The organism is Psychrobacter sp. Ps1, from assembly GCF_022129425.1.
Classification (GTDB): domain Bacteria; phylum Pseudomonadota; class Gammaproteobacteria; order Pseudomonadales; family Moraxellaceae; genus Psychrobacter.
Genome location: NZ_JADQAN010000004.1, coordinates 142,032 through 167,524, shown reverse-complemented (window position 1 = coordinate 167,524; position 25,493 = coordinate 142,032). Strand labels below are relative to the sequence as shown.

Genomic DNA, 25,493 nt, shown 5'->3' with positions numbered 1-25,493 from the left:
TAAGTTAATCGTAACCAATTATTGAGTCATCGCAGCTATTGATAAGTTAGACACTGTTAACCAGAGCGAGATAAGAAATGCTTATTAGGAGGTAACGGCTTTAATAACTCTATAGTTTAGTGCTATCGCCTATACACATTTATGAGACTTCTTCTTTTACTTTTGATATTTTTACGCCGCCCCATGTCACCAATGCTACACCAATCGCAATTAAAGTCGCACCTAAAAACAAACCTTCTGGTGGACTCTCCCCTTGCAAAAAAATAGCAACGGGTACGCCGACAATGGCTCCTACCGCACCTAACAAACTCAGCAACACAGGCCCACCTGTCTTTTGCAATAAAAATAACAGTAAAAACTGTCCAGCAAATACGCCTGCTTGTATCGCTATCATGCTTAGCGGCAACCAGTTCTCTAAAGATACAGCGATAGAGAAGTCTGACATCATACTAAATAAACCTAGCAGCAGCGCTGCCGCAATCAACATGCCTGGAGCGAGTGCGCTAGAAGACGCATTATCAGGCCAGCGTAACGTTCGATATATATTGCCAATAGCGAGTAGCACTGGCCCACAAAGCGCGATTAAAATCCAAAGCACACTAGAATCTGGCGCAGAGAGTTTATGTATGGCTAATGCTCCTGCCCCGATGAGTGCTGCAATGACCCCAAGCGCACGGACAATATAAAATTGCTCTATACGTAGTATCAGCGCGCCAAGATAAGTTAGCAGTGGCGGTAATGATAGGATTAAGGCGACGAAACCTGCGCCCACATGAGGAATGGCAGAAAATAACAGTAAGTTGGCGGCCGCGACACTGACAAGCGCCGCGACAAAGTAATACTCTAAGCTGCGCGCATTAAGAGGAGGGAGTTCTTTTCTGATGAGCGCTACTAGTAATAAAATAACAGCAGCACCAATAATCGACCAAAACAAAAACCCTAATGGGGTTAGACCAACATCGATAGCGTACTTTGCCACATTGGTCGAGATACCAGTGAGTGCACCGCCTGCCAGTAGACAAACAAAAGGCACCAGCCAAGTGGTTTTGTGAGAAGTCTCTTGCTTGAGCGAATCATTCATCGACTATCCTATAGGATGACGAACTTTCTTAATCATGTTGAATGGCTTTTATGATAGCTTACAACAGCACCCTCATAGCTACTGGTATAAAATGTCAGCAGGTAGGCTTTGTACAGCAACGGTTGCTGCATCAATTGCTCCAGCGACATAGCCAGGGAACTGCGCTGACCACTCACTACCACAACCTGTTAGACAGTCTTGCCACATGCCAGTTTTTGGTATGGACTGCGGGGCTACTGCATGCTGACCGTTACCGTTGGTATCAGCAGGCATCGCTGTTAATGGATCCTGTGCCCAGTCTTTAAGATATTCAGCTTTCGGAGTACTTGCCTGCTCACCAAATAGTCGCACTAACTGGGCACGGCAATGTTCTTTTAGCACCGTATCAGAGACGCTCTGACGTACTTGAGCAGGAATGCCAAAGAAGCCAAACAATGCCCCATCGCCCTCTAGCGTAGAGGCATCATGTATCTCAGTAAGCGGCCCTATCGCACTGCGCGCGGCACCCGAGAGACCAGCATCTCGCCAAAATGGTGATTCATAAACAGCGACGTATTTGGCATGGGACGCCATCCAAGTGGCTGTCTCGCTCCACTGTTCACTTAAGTTTTGCGGTAGCGTTGGCTGAAATACTATCCGACCTTCTACCAATCGAGGCGGTAACGCAAGTAGCACATGCTGCGCGCGGAACGTCGTCACATGTCCGGTCACATGTCCAGAAGTATCTTCACTCTGTACTTCAATATATTGAGGCGTCCTGTTTAATTGCCTTACGGTTTGACCGGTCATGATACAACTGGCCTCTAAACGAGCATATAGCGCCTCAATCAAAGTGGCCATACCACCGACTAGCCGCACAGAAGGTGGTGCGCTTTTGTAACCTTGCATACGCACAGGTGGCTGATTGGCAGCGCGCTCAACCATCATATCGCCTTCTTCGAACTGCGCAAAACGTGATAAATCTAACGACTCAATAAGTGTGCTTAACTGCGTCTGATAATCCGGCCAAAACCATGACGGCCCTAAATCAAACGCCGCGCTTGATTCTGCTTGATCGATATCAGTACTGTTATTAGTAGCTTGCACATCTGAATATTTAGCAACTGCAATGCGACCACCCAAGGTATCACGCGCCTCTAGCAGTCTATAAGCTATACCCTTTTGCTCTAATAAAAGGGCGGCATATAATCCACTTAACCCACCACCAACGATTATCACAGGTATGTCTTGCATATCGGATTGCTCTATTTATAGTCGGTTCAATATAACTTGGATACAAGGAAGCCTAGTGAAAGTACGACAAGTAGTAAGCTAAGCGAGACTGACACCGTACCCAATTTTTGGAGGACTAACTATAATCAAAACTACTCTGCCAATAGCTTCGTAAGCATCTCATCTATCTCAACTTTAAACTCTTTATCTTCAATCTTATTTGCCGTGATTTTGGCGTTTTGTAGACTTTGAATAGCCGCTTCTTTGTTACCTGTCTCAAGCTGTAGCACCGCCATAGAAAAAGCAATCGATGACATATGATCTTTTGAGTTAATGGCAGTAGCTTTTGCCAGTGCTTTGTCATAAATGACCAGTGCTGCGTCCAAATCTTCTGTGAAGTCAGCGAGCGTTTCCCATTGTTCTGGGTGGTCTTTGTCAGTACCTTCATTATCGGTACAAATGGCGTTTAGTTCAGCATACAGCGAATCAAATTTTTCTTGATTGCTTCTGCGATCCGCTTCTAACAATTCTTCGGCTAAGGTGTAAATGGCTTTATATATTTTAGTATTAATCATTGTTTACAACCTTTTATGGACTATATCGTGTGTGGTTAGGATTATAACGTAATTCTAGGGCGTGTCCTCATTTTAAAAATGGTGATAAAAATGAGATAAATTGCAGTCAAACAAGGAAAATAGCGCAGATCATATCGGGATATTAACCAGCTATTTAACGATGTTTGGCAAAATTTAGCCATTTTTAGCCCGTTTCGATATGATCAATTGAATTGAGGACACGCCCTAACGGCTCAGATGATTGCTACAAAGAAGAACACGATATTTATGTGGCTGTTATTAACATTACTATGAACCTTATCAAGGTTGCTATTCATACTATAGTCGATTCAATTTAAAAGTAGTACAAGACAACCGAGTGCAGAGGTATATTTGATAATTCAAGCGAGGTTAACGCCGTAATACTTTTATAGTGGAATGACTATATTAAGACTATATTAGGGTTACAACTCGCGCCAGTGCAGCCACAAGCGAGTATCCAGCTCAAATTGATGATACTCAGGCTCCATATGGCAGCATAATTGATAAAACGCTTTGTTATGCTCATGCTCTTTGAAATGGGCAAGCTCGTGCACCACTATCATGCGCAAAAACTCTGGCGGCGCGTCTTTAAATAGACTGGCTACCGTGATGCTATTGTGCGATTTGAGCTTACTTCCCTGTACGCGCGACTGCGTCGTATGAATACCTAGGGCATGCTTTAAAACCTTGAGCTTACTGCTATAGCTGACATTTGATAGCTGACCAATCTTACGCATGTATTGGGTTTTTATCTCATTTATATACTGATAGAGCGCTTTGTCGCTTTGGATTTGATGCTGAGTTGGGTACTTTTTTTCCAGATACTCGCCCAACCTACCATCAGTTATAAGCTGAACAGCTTGAGTTTGAAGATGCTCTGAGTAATGCGCTATGTACTTTAATTTGGTCACAAATGTATCCTTTGCTAATACGTTGCAGCGTATCAGTCGATCAATTTAATCTTAATGAATTTTACCTTATATTTGCGGTGCTTGTTTGCCACTTATTTGGGATATATCCTCAACTTAAACGACAGTGATTTATAAATAGTTATTCATAAAAAAACCCCATAAGCTGCGTTCAACTTATGGGGACATTCTTACTGATAGTTTCACTTAGAAAGTGTGTCTGATTAACGCTCTAAATGCAGATACTGCAAGTGACGCTCGTACTGATTTAAGATATCAACCAATACTTGCTCTTTTGAGTAGCCAACCAAATCATACTCTTGCGAGCCTTCACTCAAGAAAACTTCCGCACGGTAGTAGTACTCTGCGTGCTTGGTAGATGTGCTCAATGTAAAGTTAGGACGATGAGCTTTAATCAGATTGACTTCATAAATAAAGTCATCTTCATCACCATGACCGACACGCAGTTTTAGACCGTCTACCTGACCACTGTCTTGATCCATACCTGCATCGATACCTTCGCCGATACTAGCAAGGTTTTTGGTATCTAACGATGTTTTGAGACCACCTGCTTTAAACTCTTTTTCGACCTCAGACATCGCTGGCATCACGACCGTATGCAAGAATTTTTCAACCTGTGCATGTCCTGGGAAGCTCACAATACGTTGCAAGCGCGCTTTCCAGCTCTTCCCGCTGTCCAATACATTTGCTGTGCCGATTGTACTGGCTTTACGCTTGTTGCCTTCTTCTTTTAGCGACTTCCACATAGACATCATGTAAAGCACAAGAATGATAGAGAATGGCAAGCCTGCAATGACAGAGACAGATTGCAATGAGGCAAAACCACCTGCAAATAGCAGTCCTAACGTAATAAGACCAGTCGCTGCTGCCCAAAACAGACGTAACCAAACAGGAGCATCGGTATCATTGGTCATACCTCTTGAGCTCAAGTTCGCTAATACTAAAGCGCCTGAGTCAGCAGAAGTCACAAAGAAAATAAGACCAATAACCACACCAGCAAATGACAATACTTCACTGTAAGGGAAGTACTCAAACAGCGCAAACATGCCCATTGCCGCATCATTGACCGCGATTTCGCCCAGCTCTGTTGCGCCATTGGCAACCAAATCTATCGCTGAATTACCAAAGATAGAGAACCATGCAAAGATAAAACCAAGCGGAATGAACATCACGCCAAATACAAACTCGCGCAACGTACGGCCACGGCTAATCCGTGCAATAAATAGACCTACAAATGGTGCCCAAGCAACCCACCATGCCCAGAAAAATATCGTCCACCAAGATTTCCATTCGGCACCAGCAGCACCGTCATAAGCATAAACGTCAAAGGTTTTATAAATGATGGTTTGGAAATATTGACCGATATTTTGAGTAAAGGTATTTAATAGATACACCGTATTGCCCATTACCAATATGGCAAGCAACAGCAGTATTGACGACAACATGTTGAATTCAGATAGACGACGAACACCTTTTTCGACACCTGTCATCGCAGAGATAGCAGCAGCCGCGACAACACCCACAATGATGAGCGCCTGAACCGTTTTGCTAGATTCGATACCAAACACATGGGTCAAGCCAGCATTTGCCTGCAATACCCCAATACCCAAACTGGTCGCAATACCCATCAATGTACAGACGACGCCAAAAGTATCAATACCATCGCCTAGCCAGCCCTTGATTAAACGTTCACCAAATATCGGTGTCAGCGGCGAGCGTAGCGCGAGTGGCATATTTTTGCGATAAGCAAAGTAAGCCAGCGCCATACCTATCAGCGCATAAATACCCCAACCATGCAGACCCCAGTGCAAGAAAGTCTGAGCAAGTGCTTCGCGCATGGCCTCAGCACTCGCAGGCTCTAGGCCTGTATGCGGGGTCAAATAATGCATCAAAGGCTCAGAGGCACCAAAGAACAACAGATCAATACCGATACCCGCTGAAAACAGCATAGCCGCCCACGCTAAAAACGGAAATTGTGCTTTTTCGTGGTCCTGACCAAGCTTTATATCGCCGTACTTAGAAAAACCAACAAACAACGCAAAGATACTATAAGCGGCAACCACCAACATATAATACCAGCCAAACTTGTCTGATACCCAAGTCATGCTCGCGCTCAGCAAGGCCTCACTATAATCTGGAAAAGCGATGGTCCAGATTATCAATAAAATAGAAATAATAGCTGAGCCCATAAACACGGTTTTGTTTAGGGTCAGAGGTTTCGTCACATCTTGTGATGGCGAACTGTACATAAAAGACCTCAATAGGTAAATTAAACAGGGTCCGATATTGCTTTGTCCGGCATCGTCTAATAGTAGACTGATGATCTATAACCGTATACGTAGAACCAACCGCATGACGGACAAAGCAGTACCAATAAATAAAAAGCTAATAAAATTATAAACAAATTCAACCTGAACGGTATTCATTATTCTAATACGTTAGCGCTGATAGAAAAGGCCTCTACTTGGAAAGGCCCTTTTGTTGAAATTTTCTCATATCATTATTTATTCAGTATCCTGCATGCAGGTTTATATCGCAGCCTACACCGACGAGAGATAATCACGCATTGGCTCTGAGCGCAGCGGTGCACCATTAGCCACGTAATAATCTGCCGTTGAACGTGGCAACTGTACGCCTCTCATCTTGTCGACGATTTTTTCTGCTAACATAATAGTTGTAGCATTGAGATTACCACTAATAATGTTTGGCATGATAGACGCATCGACGACTCGCAAGCCATCAATACCATGTACCAGACCTTCGCCGTTTACTACCGAATCGTTATCTTCACCCATCGCACAGGTACAAGATGGATGATAAGCCGTCTCACTATGATTGCGTACGTATTCATCTAATTGGGCGTCGGTGACCAGATCATCGGTCGGTGCAATCGCACGACCACGATAAGGGTCCAGTGCTGGCTGATGCATGATTTCACGCGTGATACGCATTGCAGCACGGAACTCTTGCCAGTCTTGATCATGCGACATGTAGTTAAACAAGATACTTGGATGTGCTTTCGGATCACGTGATTTTAGCTTGACGCGGCCACGGCTTGGTGAGCGCAGTGAGCCGACGTGTGCTTGGAAGCTGTGTGATTTCACAGCACTGCGGCCATCGTAGCGTACGGCTAGTGGCAAGAAATGATACTGAATATTTGGATGGGTAAACTTCTCATCCGTACGGATGAAACCGCCGCCTTCGAATTGGTTAGACGCACCAAGACCTGTGCCATTGAATAACCATTCTGCACCAATCGCAGGCTTATTCCACCATTTATTGGCAGGCGCGATTGACACTGGCAGTTTACATTCATACTGCATATACAGCTCTAGATGGTCCTGTAAGTTATTACCAACACCTGGCAGATCCAATATTTCAGTCACGCCAGCGTCTTTTAACCACTGACCAGGGCCGATACCTGAACGCTGCAGTAGTTGCGGCGAGGCAATCGCACCAGATGAGACAATCACTTCGCGAGCGGCATGGAAGCTTTTGATCTGGCCTTCGTGTTCGACTTTGACACCGACAGCGCGTTTGCCGTCAAATAAAATTACGTCAGTCAATGCACCTGTCAAAATCGTAATGTTGCTACGCGGTTTGGCACGGTCAAGATAGCCGCGAGCCGTTGATGCACGGCGACCGTTAGGCGTCACGAATCGATCCATCGGACCAAAACCTTCTTGCTGATAGCCGTTTAGATCTTCGGTACGTGGATAGCCTGCTTGTACACCCGCTTCAATCATAGCTTGGAACAGTGGATTGACCCCTGGCTTTGAGGTAGTCATTTCAACAGGACCGCCCACGCCGTGATAGTCGTTCTCGCCAGCGTCACAATTTTCTAGCTTTTTGAAGTAAGGTAAGCAATCCGAATACGTCCAGTCTGACAGGCCTTTTATCTTAGACCAATCATCAAAATCTAGCGCATTACCACGGATATAGCACATACCGTTAATCAATGATGAGCCACCTAGCCCTTTACCGCGACCACAGTCCATGACACGGTTATTCATATATGGCTCAGGATCTGTCTTGTAACCCCAGTTATAAGTCGTCCCTTGTAGCGGCATGGCAAGCGCAGCTGGCATTTGCGTGCGGAAATCAAAACGATAATCTGGACGACCTGCTTCTAACAACAGTACCTTAATATTGGCATCTTCGGTCAGACGTGTGGCCAGCACATTTCCTGCTGAGCCTGCTCCGACAATAATATAGTCATACTCAGGTGTGGTTGATGTCATAACATACTCCATAATATTGAAAAAACATAAATCGTTTAGGGTCAGTAAGGTGTCCTAAAAAGGCTAAATAAAAGCTGATAAGCAACCTTACTGGCTTCGTTTTTCTCAATAAGATTGATTAAAAGACAGATTCAAACGCACCCAACTCTACTTGGATAGATTTGGTCTGAGTATAGTGTTCGAGTGCTTCGATACCGTTTTCGCGGCCGACACCAGAATGCTTGTAGCCGCCTACTGGCATTTGTGCTGCCGACTCGCCCCATGTATTCAACCAGCAAATGCCAGCTTCTATCTGAGCGATGACTCGATGCGCGCGTTTTAGATCTGCAGTCACAACCCCAGCTGCCAAGCCGTAATCGGTATCATTGGCTCGGCGAATAACCTCTTCTTCGGTCTCGTACGTCAATATTGACATCACTGGGCCAAAGATTTCTTCGCGTACAATAGTCATATCATCCGTGCAATCAGTGAATACTGTCGGTGCGACAAATGCGCCGTTTGCAAGCTCGTTTGTCGTAACGCGTGCGCCGCCCGTTAGCAGACGCGCGCCGCTTTTTTTACCTTGCTCAATATAGCTAAGCACGCGCTCCATATGCGGGAAGCTAACTAGCGGACCCATATTGATGTTCTCATCCATAGGGTCGCCCAGTCTAATACGCTCAACACGGGTTAAGATGGCTTGCTCAAACTTCGCTTGTAGCGCTTTAGGAACAAATACGCGCGTACCATTGGTACATACCTGACCAGTACTGTAGAAGTTGGCCATCATAGCGATGTCAGCAGCGGTATCGATATCTGCATCATCAAATATGATCAATGGTGATTTGCCGCCAAGCTCTAAAGTTACGTCTTTTAGAGATGAGCTTGCCGCGCTCGACATGACTTTTTTACCAGTTGGTACGCCACCTGTGAACGATACTTTTGCGATATCTGGGTGTTCAGTTAGCGCTTGACCTACTTCATAGTTACCTTGCACCACGTTAAATACACCATCTGGCAATCCAGCTTCTGTCAATATCTCTGCCAGTTTCAATGCCGTCAACGGTGTCACTTCTGATGGTTTAAAAATCATCGCATTACCAGCAGCCAGTGCAGGTGCTGCTTTCCACATCGCGATTTGAATCGGATAGTTCCATGCGCCAATACCTGCAACCACGCCAAGTGGCTCGCGGCGAGTATAGACAAAGCTAGTATCACGCAATGGAATCTGACGACCCTCAATCATAGGCGCAAGCCCTGCATAGTATTCAACGACGTCAGCACCAGTGACGATATCGACGTACTTAGTTTCAGAATAGGCTTTACCTGTGTCTTTGGTCTCAAGTAGTGCCAACACATCATTGCGATCGCGCAATATCTCAACAGCCTTTGATAAGATGCGACCACGCTCGACTGCTGTCATCGCCGCCCAAACTTTTTGACCTTTATGTGCGGCTTTTACGGCCTCGTCAATCTGCTCATTGCTCGTTTGCTGAATCGTTGCCAATACTTCACCAGTGGCTGGATTGATATCTTCGAAAGTCGTCAGCGATTCATCAACCGCTAGATAGCGACCGTTGATATAGGCTGTTTGTACTTGGTCTAAATCGATAATATCTGTCAAATTATTAAAATCAGTCATAAATTCTCCTTAGGACGATTGGCAAAAGTAGCTATATAAAAGTAACTATGTAAAAGTACTGAAGCCGAATAGTATCGTCGTTAGTTAAGTTTCAAAATCTAGTCTTTAAATAGTGAAGTAAAAATTATTTTATAAATCAGAATCGTTTTATAAATCAGCAACGTTTTACAAATCAAAGTCTTGTTGTGTCATTTTTATCAAGCGATCACGTAATGACTGTTTGTCTGCGATATCGATACCTGAAAAGTCTGAGAGCCAAATACCGTCAGCGACAAGGCGAACCATACATAATGTCTCGGTATTATCCGTTGCTGCATGTTTTTTGAGTTGCTCATTCGCCCACTTAGCCCACAATTCACGCAGCTCACTATCGCCTAGCATTAGCACATATAGGGTCGCTTGATTGTCATACTCTTCCTGCCCTTGCTCGCCGAGGCTGATAGTGGCATCTATATAAGCGCGGGTAAATGAACCGTACTTAACAGGATCGTCAGCCATTGCTGCGTTTACTTCTGCCTCAAACTTAGCCATTGCATCATTGAAGACTTCTAGCACGAGTGCGTTTTTGGTAGAAAAATGATGCATCACACCACCCTTTGTCACCCCAACCGCATCAGCGACCGCCTGAAAAGTCACTTTAGATAAGCCCTGCTCCAATGTGATACGTGCTGCTTGATCTAACAACGCACGACGAATAACTTCTGGCTGTTTTTTACGCTTATAAGCATTTTCCATATCAATGCACCACAGAATTAGACAATAAGTTCATCACAACAACACCGCCGACGATCATCGTGATACCGACCACTGCTGCTGTATCGAGATTTTGCTTGAATAGCACTACACCAGCAAGTGAGGTTAGTACGATTCCGAGTCCACCCCACAGCGCGTACGCAATACCTAGCGGTATGGTCTTAAGCGTCTGAGCCATTAGATAAAATGAAACCGCATAGAGCGCGCCCATTATCAAAGTTGGCACCAAACGGGTGAACTGCTCTGACTTCATCAAAAAAGTAGTGCCGATCACTTCACAAATGATGGCAATGGCTAAGTAACCATAAGCAATAGTAGTAGGACTCATCTTTAGAACACCCGCTTTCGTTCAACGCATGCTATGAAAAAACATAGCAAAGAAACCACATGGTCGGTATTTTATAGAAATCTACTGCCAATGTGAAGGGCTGTCTTGCAACTTTATTGTGTCAAACGGTATCGCACCACCCTTGTATTCAAAAACACAAAGCCTTAAATCCAGTTTTACTTTGCCGAATCTACGTCTGGTTCTATATTCTTATCGTTTGTCCAGGTGCCGTATAAAATTTTCTGAAAATATTTTTTATTTCTAAAGCACATTTTATTTTTAAAACACATTTATCGTCATTTTCTACTAAGTTCTGCCTTGAAATAGCCTATCTGATAAGGGATTGACATTAATTTTCAATAATTGCGATAATATTTATAATTAAACGCATAATAAGGTTGACAGCCTGTGGTGACTTGGCTAAAATGTGCCCCACATAACGCAAACAAGCTAATTAACTGCTTTAATATAAAGCATCAATAACTTGCTGTTATGACCAGCTATTCTCCAATAGCTCAGTTGGTAGAGCAACGGACTGTTAATCCGTGTGTCCCTGGTTCGAGCCCAGGTTGGAGAGCCATATACTAAAAACCTTCATCATAATTTGATGGAGGTTTTTTTATTGCTGTGTCTTTTATATTTACTTCTAATAATATTAGCACGGCTGTGGTGTTCTTTTAGACATTTTTGTTGTATGGTAAGATTAGTTTTGATTGGGTTCGTTTTTGTTTGAGTGCTTCGCTCTTACTCACTAAAAGTAATGGTTTATTATGATACCTGTACGTATAAAAAATAAGTTTTCTGATCATCCGCAAAAGATCATGCGCCCGATTAGTATTCGTTTGTCTGAAGAAATGATTGGCCTATTAGAAACGACGTCATCAGACTTGGGCTTTAAGCGCATTCAAGGGCTTATTCGTCTTTATATTCGTCAGGGCTTGGATCGTGACCATCAGGATTATACGCTCGCCCATGATGAAGTATTCATCGAAACGCTACGTAAGCGCGGCGTTAGCCAGCATATTATTGATGAAGCGATTGTAGTGACTCATAATAACAACATCACTCATCCGCTATCTGAGTTACAAGACAACGATTAAACAATTAATAGTATCGTTGCTAATTAATAGTAACGCTGCTAAATAGTATTAAAATAAAAAAGACCAAGTTTGCTAACGCGAGCTTGGTCTTTTTTGTGGCTGTTATAAAAGTTAAGGCTTTACTGATATTTCTCTAACTCTCCTCTTGTTATGCTCTTCTTACATTTAATCTACAGTAAGTATGTTTTTAAGTACTCTGCGATATTTGCGGTTTTAGTTAGCCATAACTAAACACAACAGAGGTTTAAACAAGGTATATTAAATATGTAGTCGCGACTATTTATAAGGTTTCAACATAATAAAGATCTGTAAGGAGGGGTACGATGACGGGCTTACATCAGCGTTTCAACAAAACTTTGTTTTCAACCATGACGGTAGCAATGCTAGTGATTGCAACTGGCTGCTCATCGCCGCAGACTGATCCAAGTAAAACAACGATACCGACAGATTCTGACCAATGGCAAAAAAAGCTAGGGCAAACTTTTGAGCAGTTGTCTGAGGCCGATCAACAAGTACTCAGCCGATATATGCTGCGTATGAAATTGAGCGATGCTTATGAATCAGGAGCCATGCCGCGTACCACTATCAAGCAAGCGCTAATACAACAGCGTGAATATGAACGTCTGCATCCAAACAACCCAACAGGTAAGAAAAGCCCAATCGTCAAAGGTCAGGCGGCGAACGCTACTGCACAGATGTATCCTGTCGCCCTGCTCCCAGTGAAAACCAGTGATAGCGATAGCTTAAATCAAGTCAAAATGCAGTTTATGCTATCTAATCATGGCAAAGGCGCGATAAAAAGTTTTAAAGGGACGCTGACCATGAAGGATGCCAACCTGACAAAGGGCAAAAACTTTAATGTGCCTTTGACAACGTTTGACCCACCTATCGCACCAGAACAGTCTGGCAAGATCATTATTGAAAGCAGCATTGAGGATATCAATGTCATGCGCGCTATCAAAAATGCTAGTGGCATCACTATCGAGATTAATAAAGGCATGCTTATCTTAGTAGACGATCAGACAATCGAATTTGAAAACTCACTAGTGAAGTAGCTGTACAACCTACTATTGAGGATTTTATAGAAGGTACTAATTAATACTTTTACCAATGCACAATAAAAAAAAGCCCCAATCATTGCTGATTGGGGCTTTTTCGAATTTGGCGGAGACGGAGAGATTCGAACTCTCGAAGGGCTATTAACCCTTGTCGGTTTTCAAGACCGGTGCATTCAACCGCTCTGCCACGTCTCCATTGGTGCATCATTATATAGATATCATTTTATAATGCAAGCCCCTAAACTAAAAAAATTCAATTAATTTTCGAACACTTGTAAATTGGTGCATTATCGCTTGCTTGAGGCCAGATGTAAGCACATATCGAGCAACCTATTGGCATAGCCCCATTCGTTGTCATACCATGCAAAAACCTTATATTGACCGCCTACTTGCATAAGCTGCTGACCATCAATGATAAGCGACTCAGTCTGATGGATGAAGTCACTAGATACCAATGGCTCATCGGTATAAGCCATGATGTCATGCAAATGTGCCTGACTGGCAGATTTAAGTACCTCTCGTACTGTCTCGACATCGACATCTGGCGTATCAAATACAAAGGTGACATCAATCGCAGCCACATCGATAGTGGGCACCCGTATCGAATGACCATTTATTTTGCCGACCATGGCTGGTAGCACCCGTTCTGTCGCAGCGATACTACTGGATGTCGTTGGGATAATATTGTAGCCAGAAGCACGCGCCCGTCTGGGATCTCGATGCGCTTGATCGAGCACCGTCTGATCGGCGGTAACCGCATGAATTTCTGTCATCATAGCGGACTTGACGCCGAACGCTTTATCCAATGTGTCAATCAGCGGCACCAGTGCCTGCGTGGTACAAGAAACGCTGGAGATAATCGGTAAATCAAGCGTGAGCGCATCTGTATTGACCCCCATAACGATACAAGCATCCACATCATCGAATGGTGCTGCACCAATGATTACTTGCTGTGCGCCTGCATGGATGTGTAGCGTCGCTTGCTCATACGAGCGAAAATGCCCAGTACACTCTAAAACCACATCGACCCCTAGCGACTGCCAAGGTAGGTTTTGTGGATTGGGCTCTGAGAGCATATTAATGCAATAGGTCAGATTGTTTTTGGTCAGACATAGCTCAGTCTTGCTCATATCACCTGACTCACTCTCTACAATCTCAGCATTGACCCCTAATCGACTGAGGCGGCCATGTGTGCTGTCAAACTTCAATAAATGCAATAAGATATCCGCTGGCGCTAAATCATTAATTGCCACTACATGAATCGCACGGCCTAATACTTCAAAGCGCTCTAGCAAAGCGCGAAGTACATTGCGCCCTATCCGACCAAACCCATTGATAGCGACTCTCAGTGGCTGTGTGTGCTCACCAGTGGTACGGAACGTCGCCGCTGTCAGGTCAGAGGTCAATTGATAAGTAGCGCTCGAAAAATCAGGCATAACATCGGACATAAAGGGTATCGCTATAAATAGGTGTAAAAACTGAGCGTTATCACGTTGAGTACGCTAATGATTGCTAAATACTAAGAAATAGCAAAAATAAAGCCTATAAAACTAATGGTAAAAAGTTATAGGCAATAAAATTATAAGCAGCAGAACTACGGCGTGATAAAAATCAATGCGAGGCGAATGGTATTGTAGTCAATACTTTGCTTAAGATGATCATATATCGGACGCAGCTTGATGCTACCGTCATCATTGAAGTCATTTGGATTATTAGCGACTTTAATGGCGACATAGGCATTACCAACGGCTGTCATTACCTCATCATCTGGGCGCAGATGATCGCAGGCAAGACTGGGATCTTGTGATTTTAGGTCAGCAATATGACGCATGATGGTCGATTGTGACAATTGACGTGCTTCTGAAATCTCCGCAATGGTCAAACTCTCCTCCAATAACACTCGGGTTGCACGCAAGGTGCTTTCTGACTTATCAGTGACCTGATTGCCTAACTTCTGTTTCTTATCGATTTTCGCTTGCTGTTGTTCGCGGCGCTTTTTTTGTAGCGTGGCGTAAGCATCGATTACCGACTTGCTTAATGTCCCACCTGACTTCAGGACGAATTTTTCATGTGCCTGCTGCATACTTTCTTCATCTAGCATCGCATAATTAGCATCCGCTTCTTCAGACAGTACCAAAAACCGCTTATCTGCGCCGCGAGCCAATGGATCTAGTTGCAAGCTCATGTCGTTCATACCAAGCAGCTGTAGGCCAGATAGCGACTTGAGGCGTGATAATGCCACATAGCCTTGTCCCAACTCAAAAGTACGCGACAAATCGATTTCAGCTGCATCGAGGGTCATGCCCTGGGATTTATGGATGGTAATCGCCCATGCTAGACAGAGTGGCACTTGTAAATAACTTGCTAGCACATCACCCGTTTCATCTTCGATAATCCACTCTTCAGGCTCAGCGATGACTTCTCGTCCTGAATTAAGCCGCACGACAGGCATTTTCTGGGTCGTTGGTTTCTTCGACTTTGGTTTTTCTTTGTCTTTTTTAGCAGCGGACTTCTTACCTTTTGTCGTTTTTTCGCCAGCAGCCTCTTCATCAACGTCATCGCTGCTATCGTCTTCGATTAACGCGTCACTACTGTCTTTATCCTCTATCTTGACAGCAGCAAACCCAATCAACTCGCCCATCGTTCCGTTAGAGACACCAAGCTCAGCATTGTTTTTGATAAACATTACCTTGGCGCCGACTTTTAGAATCAGCTCGTCTTGGGTACGCACGGTCTTTTTTAGCGTTTCAACCAGCTTACTATCGCCTGTTGCCGTCGCCTCAAAACGCATCATATCGCCATCTAGAGACGCCAGTTCTTTGTCATTGATTTTATTGACATTGAGATTGTGGGTATACAGACGAGTACGCTTAATATCGACGCTTTGGTCATACGTCGCTTCTAAAGCGGCAATCGCCTCAAAGGTCACTTCCTGACGACGAATTTGATTAAGAATATCATCTAGATCGAGACCGCCATTGGCTGCATCGCTGACTTGACGATGCTGCTCAGACAAGTAGCAAATATGGAATTTGGCATCGAGCCACGCCTCAGACATAAAGGCGAATTTTTCACGATTCGTCTCACCTTTACTGCCAATTGGTGGTAACTGAAAAAAGTCTCCTGCGACTATGACCTGAATACCACCAAACGCTTTGTCATTTTTGCGAATATGCTTGAGGACTTGGCTGACTAAGTTAAGCTGCTTGGCATGTAGCATCGATATCTCGTCAATAACCAACACAGCCGTGTCTTTTAGTCTGTCTGCTAAGAACTGCTTGCGTGATAAATTTGTCAAATCTCGATCAGACAGCTCATCCTTGATACCAATACCCGACCAACTATGAATCGTTGTGCCGTTCATGTGTGTGGCAGCAATACCGGTACTGGCAGTCACCGCAACAGGCACACGGCGAGCGCGTAGATAATCAATATATTGATTGAGCGTATAGGTCTTACCTGAGCCTGCTGAGCCCGTTAAAAAGACATTTTGACCTGTTTTTAAGATATCGAGAGCAGAAGATTGACGCATAGATTCAAACCAGCCAGTAATGTGAAAAAAGAGAATAATAAAACCATCATCATAATGGAAAAAAACGCAACATTTGCCTAAAATCACCTAAAATTTGCGGGCTGTGCAACCTTGAGGTATCGACAATAAAATAAACAATTGTCAATAGAATATAGATAAAAAATGCTTTATTTTTTATAAATGCAAAAAATCAATAGCTTATCTTTTAATTTTGTCCGTAAAGTATCTGCTTTGATCATAAATACCAAGCCTATGCATTCTAGGCTTTACAGCAATAAAATCATGGCCATTAAAGCAAACTTCCTGTTATGTGTTAACTCATCAGTCATTATAAAATTTTAGTATGATTATCAGCAGAAGCTGAGTAGTATGGAACGTGTACAGAGAGCAATTGATGTTAATCAATCACAACATCAACTGATATTGTTTTGCGATAACAGATATTAGGATAGATAAAATTGCGCTTGTATTATCCGATAAAACAAACAACACAACAAGGAGTGTTTCATGCTGTATGCAAATCCCAATACGGAAGGTAGCCCTGTTCAGTTCCGCGAAAAATACGATAACTTTATTAATGGTGAGTGGACCGCTCCTATCGATGGAGAGTATTTTGATAACACAAGCCCCATCGATGGTAAAACTATTTGCCAAGTCGCCCGCTCAAAAGAAGCCGATATCGAAAAAGCCCTAGACGCGGCGCATGCTGCCAAAGACGCATGGGGCAAGACCAGTGTTACTGAACGTGCCAACTTGTTACTCAAAATTGCTGACAGCATGGAAGCCAACCTAGAAGCGATTGCGATTGCCGAATGTTACGAAAACGGCAAACCTGTTCGTGAGACACTCGCAGCCGACATCCCTCTAGCCATTGATCACTTCCGTTATTTTGCCAGCGCCATTCGCGCACAAGAAGGCGGTATCAGTCAGATTGACGAAGACACTGTGGCTTATCATTTTCATGAGCCACTTGGTGTCGTCGGTCAAATCATTCCTTGGAACTTTCCTATCCTAATGGCCGTATGGAAGCTAGCACCTGCCCTTGCTGCTGGTAACTGTGTCGTTCTAAAGCCAGCCGAACAAACGCCAGTTTCTATTCTGTTCATGTTAGAGACCATCGGCATCGCTGATATTTTACCAAAGGGTGTACTGAACGTCGTCAATGGCTTTGGGGTCGAAGCGGGTAAGCCACTTGCGTCAAATCCGCGCATCAATAAAGTTGCCTTTACAGGTGAGACTACCACTGGCCGCCTCATTATGCAGTACGCGAGCGAAAACATCATTCCAGTGACGTTAGAGCTTGGTGGCAAAAGCCCTAACATCTTCTTTGCCGATGTTATGGATGAGGACGATGACTTCTTGGACAAAGCGGTCGAAGGTCTAGTGATGTTTGCACTGAACCAAGGTGAAATCTGCACCTGTCCATCGCGGGCACTCGTTCATGAGAGCATCTATGATGAGTTTATCAAACGCTGTATCGCCCGTGTCGAGGCCATCAAAATGGGCAACCCACTCGATACCGACACCATGATTGGCGCGCAAGCCAGCTCAGACCAACTAGAGAAAATTTTATCTTATCTCGACATCGGTAAAAAAGAAGGCGCAAAAGTGCTCGTCGGCGGAGAGCAAGCTAAGCACGATGGCGACTTGACAGACGGTTACTACGTCAAGCCAACGATCTTTGAGGGCACCAACGACATGCGCGTGTTCCAAGAAGAGATCTTTGGACCTGTCCTTGCCGTGACTACTTTTAAAGACGATGACGAAGCCATGCAGATTGCCAATGACACCTTGTATGGTTTAGGCGCTGGTGTATGGACCCGTAGTGTACACAAGGCATATCGCTTCGGACGTGGTATCCAAGCAGGCCGCGTATGGACCAACTGCTATCATATTTATCCATCACATTCGGCGTTCGGTGGTTACAAACAATCTGGTATCGGACGTGAAAACCATTTAATGATGCTCGACCACTATCAGCAAACCAAAAACATGCTGGTGTCGTACAGCCCTAAAAAAATGGGCTTCTTCTAAACCATCATTTCTAATCATGGAGCGGGTTATCACAAGTGTTACATAGCCCGCTCGCTACAACGATCTAAATAAAAAACTGAGACGAATTTTTATATCCTCTAATGCGCTTAGGCGCACAGCAGGAAAAATTTGTAGCAGTCTTGCGTTCAAAATAAGGTGTTTGCATATTTTGAATGCAATATCGCAACAACTTTTTATATCAACATTTATCAATCACCCATAAAAGAGAGCTTATTATGACTAACAAAATGAAAGCCGCTGTATTACATGAGTTCGGTCAAGACTTAAAAATCGAAGAAGTCGACATTCCAACCGCAGGTGCTGGGCAAATAGTTGTCAAAATGCACGCCTCAGGCGTCTGTCATACTGATTTGCATGCGGTTGAGGGGGACTGGCCTGTTAAGCCAAGCCCACCATTTATCCCAGGTCATGAAGGTGTTGGCGTGATCACGGCGGTCGGTGACGGCGTAACTCATGTCAAAGCAGGTGATCGCGTTGGTGTGCCATGGCTATACTCTGCTTGTGGTCACTGTACGCATTGCTTGGGTGGCTGGGAAACCTTATGTAAAAAGCAAGAAAACTCTGGTTACTCAGTGAACGGTAGCTTTGCAGAATACGTCCTTGCAGATGCCAACTATGTTGGCATTATTCCTGAGAGTGTCGACTCCATTGAGATTGCCCCTGTTTTATGTGCGGGCGTCACGGTATATAAAGGTCTTAAAATGACCGACACCAAGCCAGGCGACTGGGTTGTTATTTCAGGTATCGGCGGCCTTGGTCACATGGCTGTACAATATGCCATTGCCATGGGGCTCAATGTTGCTGCTGTTGATATTGATGACGAAAAACTTGAATTCGCCAAAAAGCTGGGGGCAACAGTGACGGTAAATGCCAAAAATACAGACCCAGGCGAGTTGCTACAAGAAAAAATCGGTGGCGCTCATGGCGTGTTAGTCACTGCAGTATCATCAAAAGCTTTTGATCAAGCCTTAAGCATGTTACGTCGCGGTGGTACTTTAGTATGTAACGGGCTCCCCACTGGCGACTTCCCGGTGTCAATCTTTGATACTGTACTCAATGGTATCACCATACGCGGCTCTATCGTTGGCACACGTCTTGACTTACAAGAGTCGTTAGATATGGCAGCGGCTGGCAAAGTCAAAGCGACCGTCAAAGCTGAGCCGTTAGAGAACATCAATGATATTTTTGAGCGGATGCGTAATGGCAAAATCGAAGGTCGTATCGTCATCGACTATAATCAATAACGGATAGTAAAATGACAGTGTTATAAGCTTATTACATAGTTATTCCAACTGTCAATTATCAGCCGAAGGTCGTATCTTTTTAGTCATATGCCAGTTGTGATGTGTCTGAAGATGATGCGACCTTTTTGATTTGACTGTGGCATACTGATACTAGAGAGCAATTATATAAACCATGGATGGGCCATAAGAAGGAGTACGATATGAAACTGGCAGCAACAGAATCTTGTAAAGCGTTAATTGAGCTATTGAAATCTAAGCACGGTGAGCTGATGTTTCATCAATCAGGTGGCTGCTGTGACGGTAGCTCGCCCATGTGCTATCCATTAGGAGAGTTCAAAGTGGGTGGTCAGGATGTGTTGGTTGGTGAGCTTGCTGGCTGTCCATTTTATATGGGTAAGGCACAGTACAATCTATGGCAACATACGGATCTCACCATTGATGTCGTCAATGGGCGCGGTGCGAGTTTTTCGTTAGAAATCCCTGAAGGCAAACGCTTTATCGTACGCTCAGAAATCTGTGCGATATAAGGACGTTTGACGCAACATTAAGTAGCATTAATTCCAGACGATGTACCGAATATAACAGTCTTAGCTTGTCCTACGATATTGACGCAAACAGATACCGCAGAGTCATTTTTATTTTATTATTTCAGCAGAATAATAGTTACTGTAAAGCGTACCCTATTTTAATTAGCATGGATGCTATAAGGAATATAAAATGGAATTTGACACAACATTTGACTATGTCATCGTCGGTGGTGGATCAGCAGGTTGCGTGCTCGCTAGCCGTCTCACTGAAAACCCAGATATCAGTGTCTGTTTATTAGAGTACGGCGGTGATGGCAAAGATCTAGCAGTACGCGTACCTGCTGGACTGATTCTGATGGTTCCTGGTAAACCGCTGAAATTGAACAATTGGTGCTTTCATACTACTCCGCAAGAGCACCTTAATAACCGTAAAGGTTTTCAGCCGCGTGGACAATGTTTGGGCGGATCATCAGCTATCAATGCCATGATCTATACACGTGGTAGTAAGCTAGATTATGAGCGCTGGGTGGAGCAAGGCTGTACTGGCTGGGGATTTGACGATGTACTGCCCTACTTTATCAAAGCTGAAAATAACGTTCGTGGTAGCGATGACCTACATGGCGATAGCGGGCCGCTGCATGTTAGCGACCTACTCAGTCCACGAGACATCTCAAAAGCATTCGTAGAAGCTGCGATTGCCAATGGCCTAGATCATAACACCGACTTTAATAGCGAAAAGCAAGACGGTACAGGATTGTATCAAGTCACTCATTTCCATGGTGAAAAACAAGGCCAACGCTGCTCTGCCGCGGCCGCCTATCTACATCCTGTCCAAAACCGCTCCAACCTAACTGTCATCACTCATGCGCAGGCTAACCGCGTCATTATCGAAGACAATCAAGCGACAGGCGTCGTCTACGAAAAAGACGGTGTCGAACATACTGTCACGGCGCGTCATGAAGTCCTACTATCAGGTGGCGCATTTGGTTCGCCCAAAGTCCTGATGCTCTCAGGTATTGGCCCTGCAGAGCATTTGCAGTCTCATGGTATCGATGTGGTAGTAGATGCACCTGAAGTCGGTGGTAATTTGCAGGATCACTTAGACATCGTCTTTGATTACGAGGTCAATACGACTGACGTCATCGGTATTGGCATGGCATCGATTTCGACATTGACCAAAAGCATTCGGCAGTGGAGAAAAGACGGTACAGGGCTGCTGTCTACCAACTATGCAGAAGCAGGTGCGTTCTTTAGCGTCGGTGATGACCCAAAGGAGTGGCCAAATACACAGCTGCACTTTGTCATCTCGCGCGTGATAGAGCACGGTCGCGATCTCAGACGCGGATTTGCTGTCTCTTGTCACAGTTGCTACTTACGACCTGAAAGTCGAGGCACTGTACGACTGGACTCAGCCGACCCCTCCGATGCTGTCTTGATCGATCCAAACTATCTGTCGCATCCAAAAGACGTAGAGTATATGGTTGCCGGTGCCGAGCGTACTCGCGCCATCATGCAAGAGTCTGCACTCGCTAAGTACATCACTGAAGACTACCCTGCCCCTTACCTCGAAAAAGACGGCATGCTCGGCTATATCCGTAATAAGTCAGATACCATCTATCACCCAGTAGGCACTTGCCGCATGGGCTCAGATGACAGCTCTGTGGTGGATTTGGAATTGAAGGTACGAGGTGTGAGCGGATTGCGAGTTATCGACGCTTCAGTGATGCCAACGCTTATTAGCGCCAATACCAACGCGCCAACTATCATGATTGCCGAAAAAATAGCCGATTTAATTAAAGCGAATCATAGCCCTGTTTAACACTGTATTGGGTAAACGGCTTATATTTGGGCACGTCAAAGGGACATAACTTTATTATTTCTAATTGTTTACACTTAGTAAAATTTTAACTGGTGAGCAATTTAAAAGCGTGTCTCTTTGCTACTTAGAATAAATAAACATAAAGCCATAGAATCTAGTATTTAATATCTTATTGATACTAAATACGGCAAAACCGTGCATTTTTTATCAAAATTAGTCTATTTATAGCTTGCATTATCACAGATTAAGAGAGTATATTCGAACGACTTATTTATATTTTTAGTTTCCATCTATATAATTTAAAGTTATAACAACCTTTAATATGTTTTATTTTGTATATATGAAATAATGCATAGATAGATGCTTTAGAGGTCATTAAACGCTTTCTCATCGTATTCATGCTCGAGTATGAACATATGGATAGATGAGTACCTACCTACCATTACATAGGATGTAATAATGCAAAAATCACTCTTCAAACTTACAATGTTGGCGACGTTTGTCTTAGGTATCAGCGCCTGTAGTGGAGACAACAAGACCACCGACGATTCTGCTGCTAGCTCAGATGCCAAAGCCGCCAAAACATTGCTCTATTGCTCAGAAGGTAGCCCTGCTGGATTCGATCCAGCGCAATATACTTCAGGTACGGATTTTGATGCGAGTGCCTTCCCTATTTATAATGGCTTGGTAGAATTCAAAAGAGCGGAGACTGAGATTCAACCAGGACTTGCGGAGAGCTGGGATATTAGCGAAGACGGCAAGACTTATACCTTTAATCTACGTAAAGGGGTTAAGTTCGGTACAACTGACTACTTTACTCCAACTCGCGATTTCAACGCGGATGATATTGTCTTTACGCTAGAACGTATCACTGACCCAGACTTTGAATTTAACAAAGCTTATCCTGCTGAATTCCCATATTCGGTCGGCATGGGACTACCTGATATTATCTCTAATATTGAAAAGATTGACGACTATACGGTAAAAATCACCCTTAGCGAAACCAATGCGCCGTTCCTACAGAACCTAGCGATGCCTTTTGCTTATATTGGTTCTGCTGAGTACGCAGATCAATTGCTAGCCTCTGGCAATGCTGCTGATATCAATACTAAGCCCGTCGGTACTGGACCTTTCGTCTTTACTTCTTATCAAAAAGATGCGCAAATTCGTTATACCAAAAACCCAGACTATTGGAATAAAGACGACATCTATATCGACAACTTAGTGTTTGTCATCACTAAAGACTCAGCTGTTCGTGCTCAAAAAGTGCAAGCTGGCGAATGTCACGTGTCCGCTTATCCAAAACCTGCCGAAATCGAATCTGTTAAAAAATCAGGTAAAGCCACCGTTCTGGATCAGCCTGGCTTCAACGTCGGCTATGTCGGTTATAACGTAGAAAAACCTCAACTGAGCGATCTTAAAGTGCGTCAAGCATTAGATATGGCGATCAACAAAGACGCTATTATCAATGCGGTTTATCAGAGCGAAGGCCTCAAGGCAACCAACCCAATGCCGCCTACGCAGTGGGGCTATGATGAGTCACTTAAAGATGCGCCTTACGACGTCGAAAAGGCAAAAGCACTAATCAAAGAAGCTGGCGCGGATAATCTTTCTATCAATCTGTGGTATATGCCAGTTCAGCGTCCGTACAACCCAAATGCCAAGCTAATGGCTGAAATGCTACAAGCCGATTGGGCGAAGATTGGCGTCGATACCAAACTTGTGACTTATGAGTGGGGCGAGTACCTAAAACGCGCTGCTAAAGGCGAGCCTGATGTCATTCTAGCAGGTTGGACTGGCGATAATGGTGATCCAGACAACTGGCTTGGTTCGTTATTGTCTTGTGACGCGGTCGGTGGTAACAACTACTCGCGCTGGTGTAACAAAGACTTCGATAATTTGGTGACCAATGCCCGTCAGATTAACAATCAAGATGAGCGTGTCAGTGAATATGAGCAAGCTCAGCAGATATTCAAAGAGCAGCTTCCTTGGACAACAATGGCACACTCGGTAGTGACCGTATTCACCGCACCAAACGTTGTCGATTATAAAATCAGCCCACTTGGCTCAATACGCTTCGATGGTGTAAAAGTTGAATAACCTTGACTGATTAATTCCGTTACGACGTAAGCAATTTATTCATTTTATTCATTCATATAAGTGCGGCTGGGTCAGATACTCTGCTCCAGCCGAATTTATATAAATGATATGAATAATATGAATTAAGCGCTTTGTCGCGGATCTCTTCATCATCGCTAATACTCTAATCATTGAAACACAACTATTGAGCAGCCCATGCTACTTTATATTCTGCGTCGAATCGCTATTCTCATTCCTGTCTATCTTGGCTTGACCCTATCGACCTTCACTCTGATTCGTCTCGTCCCTGGAGATGCGGTTGAGATTATGATGGGCGAGCGTATGGTCGATCCAGAGCTACACGCTCGCGCCCTAGAGCGACTGGGGTTAGACAAACCTCTTGTAGCCCAATATTGGGATTATCTGACTGGAATCTTGACGGGTGATTTTGGCGAGTCTTTTCGTACTCGTACCCCCGTATTACAAGATTTTTTTGCCCACTTTGTTCCTACTTTAGAGTTGGCGTTATGCGCTATTGTTATCGCTAGTGTCATTGGTGTTAGCTTAGGCATCTTTGCTGCCTTGCGCCGTGGTACATGGATTGATTACACCCTCATGTCAGGCGCGTTGGCAGGCTACTCTATGCCTATCTATTTATTAGGTCCCATCCTGACTGGTATCTTCGCTCATTATTTAGGTCTACTGCCCGTCGCTGGGGTGATATCTGTCGCACAGTTTTTAGATGTGCAGCCACTGTATGGGTCATGGTTACTCGGCTCACTAAGCTCAGGAGAGCCTGGCGCGTTTTGGAACGTGGTCAAACACTTTATATTGCCCTCTATTGCCTTATCGACCATTCCGTTAGCCATGATTGCACGGATGACACGCTCTGCGATGCTAGAGGTGTTAGATGAGGATTATGTGCGTACAGCACGAGCCAAAGGCTTATCTCCACGCCGAGTGATACTGGTCCACGTGATGCGTAATGCCCTGATTACTGTGGTTACCGTCGTTGGCTTACAGATGGCAACATTGCTCGCAGGTGCCATTATTACCGAGACCATCTTTAGTTGGCCAGGCGTTGGGAATTGGCTACTTGATGGATTTTTCACTCGTGATTATCCTATTGTACAGAACGGTATTTTACTGGTCGCCACTGCCCTGATTTTGGTTAGTTTATTTATTGATATTTTGTATGGTCTTATCAACCCACGTATTCGACATACTTCTTAATCTAACATTAGTAAATACTCATATTATAAGTAGTGACGAATAGCGATTGCATGGTTTTGAAGGTTTTTGGCAGGTTTCTAATGAC

General features: G+C 44.2%; 19 protein-coding genes and 2 tRNA genes. 9 read left to right on the top strand and 12 right to left on the bottom strand.

What is annotated here, in order from left to right:
• Positions 1-139: 139 nt before the first annotated feature.
• The 9 genes from I3249_RS03210 to I3249_RS03170 form a co-directional block, all read right to left on the bottom strand.
• Entirely contained in the window at positions 140-1,081 is a 942-nt protein-coding gene (locus I3249_RS03210) for a DMT family transporter (RefSeq protein ID WP_238068538.1), read from the bottom strand.
• 78 nt (positions 1,082-1,159) lie between these two features.
• Positions 1,160-2,314: an FAD-dependent oxidoreductase gene (locus I3249_RS03205; protein ID WP_238068537.1), complete on the bottom strand. Its 1,155-nt coding sequence runs from the start codon at positions 2,312-2,314 to the stop codon at positions 1,160-1,162.
• A gap of 131 nt (positions 2,315-2,445) precedes the next feature.
• Positions 2,446-2,868, bottom strand: coding sequence for a tetratricopeptide repeat protein (locus I3249_RS03200; protein WP_238068536.1), 423 nt, complete (start codon positions 2,866-2,868; stop codon positions 2,446-2,448).
• Positions 2,869-3,311: 443 nt separating this feature from the next.
• Positions 3,312-3,800, bottom strand: a complete 489-nt coding sequence (locus I3249_RS03195) for a M48 family metallopeptidase (protein WP_238068535.1) — start codon at positions 3,798-3,800, stop codon at positions 3,312-3,314.
• Between the two features lie 221 nt (positions 3,801-4,021).
• On the bottom strand, positions 4,022-6,067 hold the full coding sequence (gene betT / locus I3249_RS03190; protein WP_191114027.1) for a choline BCCT transporter BetT: 2,046 nt from the start codon (positions 6,065-6,067) through the stop codon (positions 4,022-4,024).
• Between the two features lie 291 nt (positions 6,068-6,358).
• On the bottom strand, positions 6,359-8,059 hold the full coding sequence (gene betA / locus I3249_RS03185; RefSeq protein ID WP_238068533.1) for a choline dehydrogenase: 1,701 nt from the start codon (positions 8,057-8,059) through the stop codon (positions 6,359-6,361).
• A 118-nt stretch (positions 8,060-8,177) separates the two neighbouring features.
• The gene (betB, locus tag I3249_RS03180) at positions 8,178-9,680 is read right to left on the bottom strand and encodes a betaine-aldehyde dehydrogenase (RefSeq protein WP_238068531.1); all 1,503 of its coding nucleotides are present in this window, start codon (positions 9,678-9,680) and stop codon (positions 8,178-8,180) included.
• Positions 9,681-9,845: 165 nt separating this feature from the next.
• Positions 9,846-10,415, bottom strand: a complete 570-nt coding sequence (locus I3249_RS03175; protein ID WP_218870191.1) for a TetR/AcrR family transcriptional regulator — start codon at positions 10,413-10,415, stop codon at positions 9,846-9,848.
• 1 nt (position 10,416) lies between these two features.
• Positions 10,417-10,761 carry a multidrug efflux SMR transporter gene (locus tag I3249_RS03170; RefSeq protein WP_238068530.1) on the bottom strand — a complete coding sequence of 115 codons (345 nt, stop codon included), beginning with the start codon at positions 10,759-10,761 and terminating at the stop codon, positions 10,417-10,419.
• 504 nt (positions 10,762-11,265) lie between these two features.
• Between I3249_RS03170 and I3249_RS03165 the strand changes: the two genes are divergently transcribed.
• From I3249_RS03165 to I3249_RS03155, 3 genes are all read left to right on the top strand, one after another.
• Positions 11,266-11,341 (top strand) — tRNA-Asn (locus I3249_RS03165).
• A gap of 190 nt (positions 11,342-11,531) precedes the next feature.
• Positions 11,532-11,861, top strand: a complete 330-nt coding sequence (locus I3249_RS03160) for a hypothetical protein (RefSeq protein ID WP_057761113.1) — start codon at positions 11,532-11,534, stop codon at positions 11,859-11,861.
• Between the two features lie 323 nt (positions 11,862-12,184).
• On the top strand, positions 12,185-12,916 hold the full coding sequence (locus I3249_RS03155; protein WP_238068529.1) for a hypothetical protein: 732 nt from the start codon (positions 12,185-12,187) through the stop codon (positions 12,914-12,916).
• A gap of 107 nt (positions 12,917-13,023) precedes the next feature.
• Here I3249_RS03155 and I3249_RS03150 read toward each other — a convergent pair.
• From I3249_RS03150 to I3249_RS03140, 3 genes are all read right to left on the bottom strand, one after another.
• Positions 13,024-13,114: transfer RNA gene (locus tag I3249_RS03150), tRNA-Ser, on the bottom strand.
• A 92-nt stretch (positions 13,115-13,206) separates the two neighbouring features.
• The gene (locus tag I3249_RS03145) at positions 13,207-14,355 is read right to left on the bottom strand and encodes a type I glyceraldehyde-3-phosphate dehydrogenase (protein ID WP_238068575.1); all 1,149 of its coding nucleotides are present in this window, start codon (positions 14,353-14,355) and stop codon (positions 13,207-13,209) included.
• A gap of 158 nt (positions 14,356-14,513) precedes the next feature.
• Positions 14,514-16,451, bottom strand: coding sequence for an AAA family ATPase (locus tag I3249_RS03140; RefSeq protein WP_238068528.1), 1,938 nt, complete (start codon positions 16,449-16,451; stop codon positions 14,514-14,516).
• Positions 16,452-16,958: 507 nt separating this feature from the next.
• On the opposite strand from I3249_RS03140, the gene I3249_RS03135 reads away from it, so the two are divergent.
• The 6 genes from I3249_RS03135 (at position 16,959) to I3249_RS03110 (ending at position 25,408) form a co-directional block, all read left to right on the top strand.
• Positions 16,959-18,485 (top strand): aldehyde dehydrogenase family protein, encoded by a 1,527-nt coding sequence (locus I3249_RS03135; protein WP_165597406.1) that lies wholly within the window; start codon positions 16,959-16,961, stop codon positions 18,483-18,485.
• Positions 18,486-18,721: 236 nt separating this feature from the next.
• Positions 18,722-19,750, top strand: coding sequence for an alcohol dehydrogenase AdhP (adhP, locus tag I3249_RS03130; protein ID WP_178379299.1), 1,029 nt, complete (start codon positions 18,722-18,724; stop codon positions 19,748-19,750).
• A 200-nt stretch (positions 19,751-19,950) separates the two neighbouring features.
• Positions 19,951-20,277, top strand: a complete 327-nt coding sequence (locus tag I3249_RS03125) for a DUF779 domain-containing protein (protein WP_101206326.1) — start codon at positions 19,951-19,953, stop codon at positions 20,275-20,277.
• Positions 20,278-20,467: 190 nt separating this feature from the next.
• The gene (locus tag I3249_RS03120; RefSeq protein ID WP_238068527.1) at positions 20,468-22,096 is read left to right on the top strand and encodes a GMC family oxidoreductase N-terminal domain-containing protein; all 1,629 of its coding nucleotides are present in this window, start codon (positions 20,468-20,470) and stop codon (positions 22,094-22,096) included.
• A 459-nt stretch (positions 22,097-22,555) separates the two neighbouring features.
• The gene (locus I3249_RS03115; RefSeq protein WP_102092275.1) at positions 22,556-24,196 is read left to right on the top strand and encodes an ABC transporter substrate-binding protein; all 1,641 of its coding nucleotides are present in this window, start codon (positions 22,556-22,558) and stop codon (positions 24,194-24,196) included.
• 195 nt (positions 24,197-24,391) lie between these two features.
• Positions 24,392-25,408 carry an ABC transporter permease subunit gene (locus I3249_RS03110; RefSeq protein WP_238068526.1) on the top strand — a complete coding sequence of 339 codons (1,017 nt, stop codon included), beginning with the start codon at positions 24,392-24,394 and terminating at the stop codon, positions 25,406-25,408.
• Positions 25,409-25,493: the final 85 nt, after the last annotated feature.